The following is a 7225-nucleotide window of genomic DNA, read 5'->3' as shown; positions in this document are numbered from 1 at the left end:
GCGTTGACTTTTGGCACGCTGTTGAGTTCTCAAGGAACGGACGCTTCCTTCGAGCCGCATCCCTGCGGACCCTCCGGGCGCTTCGTTCTTTCGTGTTTCGAGCCTATCAGACCGTTTACTCGGCGTTGGCCGGAGTTTTACTCGCCTGACCTGCTCTGTTTACCGCCGTTGCGCGGCGACTCGAGCAACCATAGCGGGTCGGCGGCCGAGCACCTAATCGGGGCGGGGCGGAGTCACCCGGTTGGGCCCGCGCGGAGCGGGTGGGCGGGGCAGGTGTGGGGTCACTCGGATGCCGTAGAGTGCGGCGGGGCGGCCAAGAGGACTAGACCACTTGAGGGTGGCGGGGCGACGGGGATGGCGTGGGGCGGTCGGTTCGTGTGCGGTGCTGTTGGGGCGAGTGGAGATCTTCACTCGGGCGGCCTGCGATCGTTACGGCATGTAATGTCCGGGTTTGACGTAATTTGGGGACAGTCGATCAACGGGCCGCTGCCCCGCGGCCGCACGCGATGTACTCCGTACCTGGGAGGCTCCACCATGACCACTGTCACGTCGCCGCTCGCCGGTCGCGCCGTCGGCCTCGCCAATGTTCCCGATCCGGTGTTCGCCGGAGCCATGGTCGGGCCGGGGACGGCGATCGATCCGTTGCGGGAGCCGATCGAGGCGGTGGCTCCGGTGGACGGGCAGGTGGTGTCGATGCACCCGCACGCGTTCGTGGTGATGGACGAGAACGGGCACGGGGTGCTGACGCACCTGGGGATCGACACGGTGCAGCTCAATGGGGAGGGCTTCGAGCTGCTGGTGCACAAGGGGGACCGGGTGCGGCGGGGGCAGCCGGTGGTCAAGTGGAACCCGGCGGCGGTGGAGGCGGCGGGGAAGTCGCCGATCTCGCCGATCGTGGCGCTGGAGGCGTCGGCGGAGCAGTTGAGCGGGGTGGCGGAGTCCGGTGAGGTCACGGCCGGCGGCGAGCTGTTCATCTGGAACTGACGGAACTTACGGCGACTGACGGCGAAGGGGTTTCGGACCATGGAGCGGACGCTGCGGGGCGTGGGGGTCAGCCACGGGGTCGCCATCGGGCAGGTGCGGCACATGGGGACGGCGGTGCTGGAGCCGCCGGTGACCCAGGTGTCGGCCGAGGAGGTGCCCCGGGAGCAGGCCCGGGCGCGGGCCGCGGTGGACGCGGTGGCGGCGGACCTGACCGCGCGCGGGAACCTGGCCGGTGGTGAGGCGCAGGCGGTGCTGGAGGCGCAGGCGCTGATGGCGCAGGACCCGGAGCTGCTGGCGGACGTGAACCGGCGGATCGAAGCGGGGAGCAGTGCGGAGCGCGGGGTGTACGACGCGTTCGCGGCGTACCGGGAGTTGCTGGCGGCGGCGGGTGAGTACCTGGCCGGGCGGGTGGCGGACCTGGACGACGTGCGGAACCGGATCGTGGCGCGGCTGTTGGGGGTGCCGATGCCAGGGGTGCCGGACAGTGACGAGCCGTACGTGCTGTTGGCGCGGGACCTGGCGCCGGCGGACACGGCGCTGCTGGATCCGTCGCTGGTGCTGGGGTTCGTGACGGAGGAGGGCGGGCCGACTTCGCACAGCGCGATCCTGGCGCGGGCGATGGGGGTGCCGGCGGTGGTGGCGCTGGCGGGGGCGACGGGGTTGGCGGAGGGGGTGGTGGTGGCGGTCGACGGGTCGTCGGGCGAGGTGTTGGTGGAGCCGGCGGCGGAGCGGCAGGAGGAGTTGCGCCGGCAGGCGGCGGAGCGGAGGGCGGCGCTGGCGGCTTCGACCGGGCCGGGGCGGACCTCGGACGGGTTCATGGTGCCGTTGCTGGCGAACGTGGGTGGTCCGGGGGACGTGGCGGCGGCGTTGGAGAACGGGGCGGAGGGCGTCGGGCTGTTCCGGACGGAGTTCCTGTTCCTGGACGATTCGGCGCGGGCGCCGAGCGAGGACAAGCAGGTCGAGGCGTACCGGAAGGTGCTGGAGGCGTTTCCGGGGGCCCGGGTGGTGGTGCGGGTGCTGGACGCGGGGGCGGACAAGCCGTTGGAGTTCCTGACGCCCGGGGACGAGCCGAATCCGGCGCTGGGGGTGCGGGGGCTGCGGACGCTGCTGGAGCACCCGGAGGTGCTGCGGTCGCAGTTGCGGGCGTTGGCGCGGGCGGCGGAGGGGTTGACGGTGCGCTTGGAGGTGATGGCGCCGATGGTGGCGGACGGGGTGGACGCGCGGGCGTTCGCGGCGGCCTGCCGGGAGGTGGGGCTGGACGCGAAGTACGGGGCGATGGTGGAGATTCCGTCGGCGGCGCTGCGGGCGGCGGCGGTCCTGCGGGAGGTGGAGTTCCTGTCGCTGGGGACGAACGACCTGGCGCAGTACGCGTTCGCGGCGGACCGGCAGGCGGGGTCGTTGGCGCGGTTGCAGGATCCGTGGCAGCCGGCGCTGCTGGACCTGATCGCGGCGGCGGCGGAGGCGGCGAAGGCGGCCGGGAAGAGCTGCGGGGTGTGCGGGGAGGCGGCGGCGGACCCGCTGCTGGCGTGCGTGCTGACGGGGCTGGGGGTGACCAGCCTGTCGATGGGGGCGGCGTCGATCCCTTACGTGCGGGCGGAGTTGGGGCGGGCGACGTTGGCGCAGTGCCAGCGGGCGGCGGAGGCGGCGCGGGCGGCGGACACGGCCGAGGAGGCGCGGGAGGCGGCGGCGCGGGTGCTGTCCGGCCGGTAGGGGGGCGGTCTCCCGGGGGGTCGCTGCCACCGTGGGGGGTGGCGGCGGCCCCTCGGGGTCTTTTCCGGCCGGTGCGGTCAGGGCTGCTTGCGGGTGGTGGCGAGCTGTTCGAAGAAGCGCAGGTGGTCGAGGTTGTCGACGGAGCCGGGGTTGACGGCCCGGGTGAGGGGGGTGCCGCCGAGCAGGCGCTTGACGGGGACTTCGAGGCGCTTGCCGGTGAGGGTGTGCGGGAGGCCCTGGACGGTGATCACCTCGTCGGGGACGTGGCGCGGGGAGAGTTCGGTGCGCAGCGAGGTGCGGATGCGGGCGGTGAGGTCCTCGTCGAGTTCGGCGCCGGGGGTGAGGACGACGAACAGCGGCATCCAGTAGCCGCCGTCGGGCTCTTCCAGGCCGATGACCAGGGATTCGGCGATCTCGGGGAGGCGTTCGACCACCTCGTAGATGTCGGCGGAGCCCATCCGGACGCCCTGGCGGTTGAGGGTGGAGTCGGAGCGGCCGTGGATGACGACGGTGCCGCGGCCGGTGGCGGTGATCCAGTCGCCGTGGCGCCAGGTGCCGGGGTAGGTGTCGAAGTAGCTGTCGTGGTAGCGGTGGCCGTCCGGGTCGTTCCAGAAGCCGGTGGGCATGGACGGAAGGGGCTTGGTGACGACGAGTTCGCCGACGGTGTCGGTGTGCGGGCGGCCGTCGGTGTCCCAGGACTCGACGGCGGCGCCGAGGCAGGGGGCCTGGATCTCGCCGAGGTGGACGGGGAGGGTCGGGACGCCGCCGACGAAGCAGGAGCAGACGTCGGTGCCGCCGCTGACGGAGGCCAGCCATAGGTCGGACCCGACCTCGTCGTAGATCCACTGGAAGCCGTCGGGCGGGAGCGGGGAGCCGGTGGTGCCGAGGCAGCGGACGGCGGAGAGGTCGAGGTCGCGGCCGGGGTGGAGGTCGGCCTTGCGGCTGGCGATGACGTAGGCGGCGGAGGTGCCGAGGACGGTGGCGCGGGTGCGGGCGGCGACGGACCAGAGGGCGCCGGTGTCGGGGTGTCCGGGGCTGCCGTCGTAGGTGACGATCGTGGTGCCGGTGAGCAGGCCGGCCAGCAGGAAGTTCCACATCATCCAGCCGGTGCTGGTGTACCAGAGGAAGCGGTCGTCGGGGCCGAGGTCGAGGTGGAGGGCGGCCTGCTTGAGGTGTTCGACCAGGATGCCGCCCTGGCTCTGCACGATGGCCTTGGGGAGGCCGGTGGTGCCGGAGGAGTAGAGCACCCAGAGCGGGTGGTCGAAGGGGACCGGTTCGAAGACGGGTTCGGTGTCGGCGGAGACCAGGTCGTCGAAGAGCAGGGCGCCTTCGGGGGCGGGGGTGCCGAGCAGGGGGACGTGGACGACGGTGTTCAGGGTGGGGAGTTCGCGGCGGAGTTCGGCGACGACCCCGGTGCGGTCGTGGTCCTTGCCGCCGTAGTGGTAGCCGTCGACGGCGAACAGCACGGTGGGTTCGATCTGCTGGAGGCGGTCGAGGACGCTGCGGGCGCCGAAGTCGGGGGCGCAGCTGGTCCAGGTGGCGCCGACGGCGGCGGTGGCGAGGAGGGCGACGGCGGCCTGCGGGACGTTGGGCAGGTAGGCGCTGACCCGGTCGCCGGGGCGGACGCCGTGGGCGCGCAGGGCGGCGGCCAGCGAGCCGACCTGGCGGCGCAGTTCGGACCAGGTGGTGGCGGCCGGTCCGGTGCTGCGCTCGTCCAGGTGGAGGATGGCGGGGCGGTCGGCGTTGGCCGGGTCCTCGGCGGCGCGCAGGGCGTGTTCGGCGTAGTTGAGGGTGGCGCCGGGGAACCACTTCGCGCCGGGCATGGTGGCGGGTTCGGCGAGGACGGCGGTGGGCGGGGTGTGGAAGCGGACGTCGAAGTACTCGGTGACGGCCGTCCAGAAGCGGCTGAGGTCCTCGGTGGACCAGCGGTGGAGGTCGGCGTAGCGGGTGGCGGCCTCGGCGTCGGTGGTGACCGGTGCGAGCGGGGCGGCGGGGGCGCCGTGGTGTTCGGCGGCCCAGCGCTGGAAGGCGACCAGGCGGCTGGCGGCGGCGCGGGCGGGGTCGGGGCGCCAGAGCGGCTCGGGGTGCGGGGGCCGCTGGTCCTGGGGGGTCGGAGGGGTGCTCACGTGGTGGTCTCCAGGCCGGGTGGGGGCGGCCGGGCTCGTGGCGGGCCGCCCGTGGGTGCTGACGCTGCTGACCATGCCACGTGATCGTCCGGGGGTCCAGGGTCGCGCGGGCGGGGTGCTGGTGGGGGCGGGTGGGAGGTGGTAGACCGGCGGGATGACGGTGGCTTATGACGTGGTGATCGTGGGCGGCGGGCACAACGGGCTGGTGGCGGCCGGGTACCTGGGGCGGGCCGGGCTGCGGGTGCTGGTGCTGGAGCGGCTGGGGCACGTGGGCGGGGCGGCGGTGTCGGAGCGGGCGTTCGCGGGGGTGGACGCGCGGCTGTCGCGGTACTCGTACCTGGTGAGCCTGCTGCCGCGGCGGATCCTGGCGGAGCTGGGGGTGCGGGTGGAGTTGCGGCGACGGCGGATCTCCTCGTACACGCCGTGGGAGCGGGACGGGCGGGTCGGGGGGTTGCTGGTGGACGGCGGGGACGAGCGGCGGACGGCCGAGTCGTTCCGTGAACTGACGCGTGGAGAGCGGGAGTTCGCGGCGTGGCGGGAGTTCTACGGGATGACCGGGCGGGTCGCGGAGCGGGTGTTCCCGTCGTTGACGGAGCCGCTGCCGTCGCGGGCGGAGCTGCGGGCGCGGGTGGACGATCCGGTGGCGTGGGCGGAGCTGTTCGAGCGGCCGTTGGGCGAGGCGCTGGAGCGGCGGTTCGCGGACGACGTGGTGCGGGGGGTGGTGCTGACGGACGCGCTGATCGGGACGTTCTCGCACGCGCACGATCCCTCGCTGCGGCAGAACCGGTGCTTCCTGTACCACGTGGTGGGCGGCGGGACGGGCGACTGGGACGTGCCGGTGGGCGGGATGGGGGCGGTGACCGGGGCGCTGGCGGAGGCGGCGCTGGCGGGCGGGGCGGAGCTGCGGACGGGGTGCGAGGTGGTGGCGGTCGATCCGGGGGGCGCGGCGGGGCCGGCCGAGGTCGGCTACCTGGACGCGGACGGGGTCCAGCGGCGGGTGGGGGCGCGCTGGGTGCTGTGCAACGCGGCGCCGGTGGAGCTGGAGCGGCTGCTGGGCGGGGGCGGCGGCGAGGGGCCCGCGCCGGAGGGGGCGCAGCTGAAGGTGAACATGCTGCTGCGCCGGCTGCCGCGGCTGCGGGACGGGGCGGTGGACGTGCGGGACGCGTTCGGGGGGACGTTCCACGTCGCGGAGTCGTACCGGGAGTTGGAGGGGGCGTACCGGGCGGCGGTGGCGGGACGGCTGCCCTCCCCCGCGCCGTCGGAGATCTACTGCCACTCGCTGGCGGACCGGTCGATCCTGGGACCCGGGGTGCCGGCGGGGGCGCAGACGCTGACGCTGTTCGGGCTGCAGGTGCCGGCGCGGCTGTTCGCCGGGGACCCGGAGGGGGTGCGGGAGGCGGCGCTGGCGGGGGTGCTGGCGGCGTTGGACGGGGTGCTGGCGGAGCCGTTGGCGGACTGCCTGGCGGTGGACGCGCAGGGGCGGCCGTGCCTGGAGGTGCGCGGGCCGCTGGACCTGGAGGCGGACCTGCGACTGCCGGGCGGGAACATCTTCCACCGGGACCTGGCGTTCCCGTTCCACGAGGGGGACCCGGCGGACGTCGGGCGGTGGGGGGTGGGGACCGGGCGGCCGCGGGTGCTGGTGTGCGGGGCCGGGGCGGTGCGCGGGGGCGGGGTGAGCGGGATCCCGGGGCACAACGCGGCGATGGCGGTGCTGGGGCGGTAGGCGGGACGGGTGCGGGGCCGTCCCGCCGGGGCCGTCCGCCGGTCAGAGGCGCAGGTACTCGCCGTCGAACCAGGCGCGGGCGACCCGGGTGTGGAAGGGGAAGGCGAGCGGGGTGTCGGCGGTGGCGAGTTGCCAGCCCTCGGTCTCGTCGGTGGGGACGGAGGGCGGCAGGTCGGCCAGGTCGCGGGCGGGGAGGAGGGCGAACAGGCAGAGGAAGCCGCCGAGGGTGTCGGAGTCGGTGGCGACCAGGCGGGCGTCGGCGGGGTCGGCCAGGATGCCGGTCTCCTCGCGCAGTTCGCGGACGGCGGCCTGCTGCCAGCTCTCGCCGTAGTCGACGTAGCCGCCGGGCAGGGCGAGCAGGCCGTGGCCGGGTTCGATGGTGCGGCGGATGACGGTCAGCCGGGTGTCGCCGTCGGGGTGGTGGACCGGGAGCAGGGCGACGGTGACCGGGAGCGGGTTGCGGTAGCTGATCTCGCCGCAGCCGGGGCAGGTGCGCGGCCAGTTCTCGGTGCCGGCCGGGTAGGGCGCTCCGCACCAGTGGCAGTGGGTGTGGGGGCCGAAGGGGGCGGGGCGGGCGGACGGCGGGGTCGTCATGGTGGCGATGGTAGTCCGGGCGGGTGACGGGAGGGCGGGAGTTCGGCGGGGCCGGTGGGGACCGGTGGAGGGGCGTGCGGTGGTGCGG

5 protein-coding genes are annotated in these 7225 nt (G+C 74.5%); 3 read left to right on the top strand and 2 right to left on the bottom strand.

Going from position 1 to position 7225, the window contains the following annotated elements; all coding sequences use genetic code 11:
* Positions 1-534: 534 nt before the first annotated feature.
* Together OO48_RS33385 and ptsP are read left to right on the top strand one after the other, a co-directional pair.
* Entirely contained in the window at positions 535-984 is a 450-nt protein-coding gene (locus OO48_RS33385; RefSeq protein WP_033223261.1) for a PTS sugar transporter subunit IIA, read from the top strand.
* 39 nt (positions 985-1023) lie between these two features.
* Complete coding sequence (ptsP, locus tag OO48_RS33380) at positions 1024-2694, top strand: phosphoenolpyruvate--protein phosphotransferase (protein ID WP_033223259.1); 1671 nt, start codon at positions 1024-1026, stop codon at positions 2692-2694.
* A 77-nt stretch (positions 2695-2771) separates the two neighbouring features.
* Here the strand turns inward: ptsP and OO48_RS33375 are convergent, their stop codons facing one another.
* Entirely contained in the window at positions 2772-4895 is a 2124-nt protein-coding gene (locus tag OO48_RS33375; protein ID WP_425338617.1) for an acetoacetate--CoA ligase, read from the bottom strand.
* Between the two features lie 79 nt (positions 4896-4974).
* On the opposite strand from OO48_RS33375, the gene OO48_RS33370 reads away from it, so the two are divergent.
* The gene (locus tag OO48_RS33370; RefSeq protein ID WP_033223255.1) at positions 4975-6543 is read left to right on the top strand and encodes a phytoene desaturase family protein; all 1569 of its coding nucleotides are present in this window, start codon (positions 4975-4977) and stop codon (positions 6541-6543) included.
* A gap of 42 nt (positions 6544-6585) precedes the next feature.
* Here OO48_RS33370 and OO48_RS33365 read toward each other — a convergent pair whose 3' ends face one another.
* A complete protein-coding gene (locus OO48_RS33365; RefSeq protein ID WP_033223253.1) occupies positions 6586-7137 on the bottom strand; it encodes an NUDIX domain-containing protein in 552 nt (183 codons plus the stop codon).
* Positions 7138-7225: the final 88 nt, after the last annotated feature.

This window comes from Kitasatospora phosalacinea (assembly GCF_000716545.1).
GTDB lineage: Bacteria > Actinomycetota > Actinomycetes > Streptomycetales > Streptomycetaceae > Kitasatospora > Kitasatospora phosalacinea.
The sequence above is the reverse complement of the archived record's forward strand: the minus strand, read 5'-3'. Positions and strand labels throughout refer to the sequence as shown.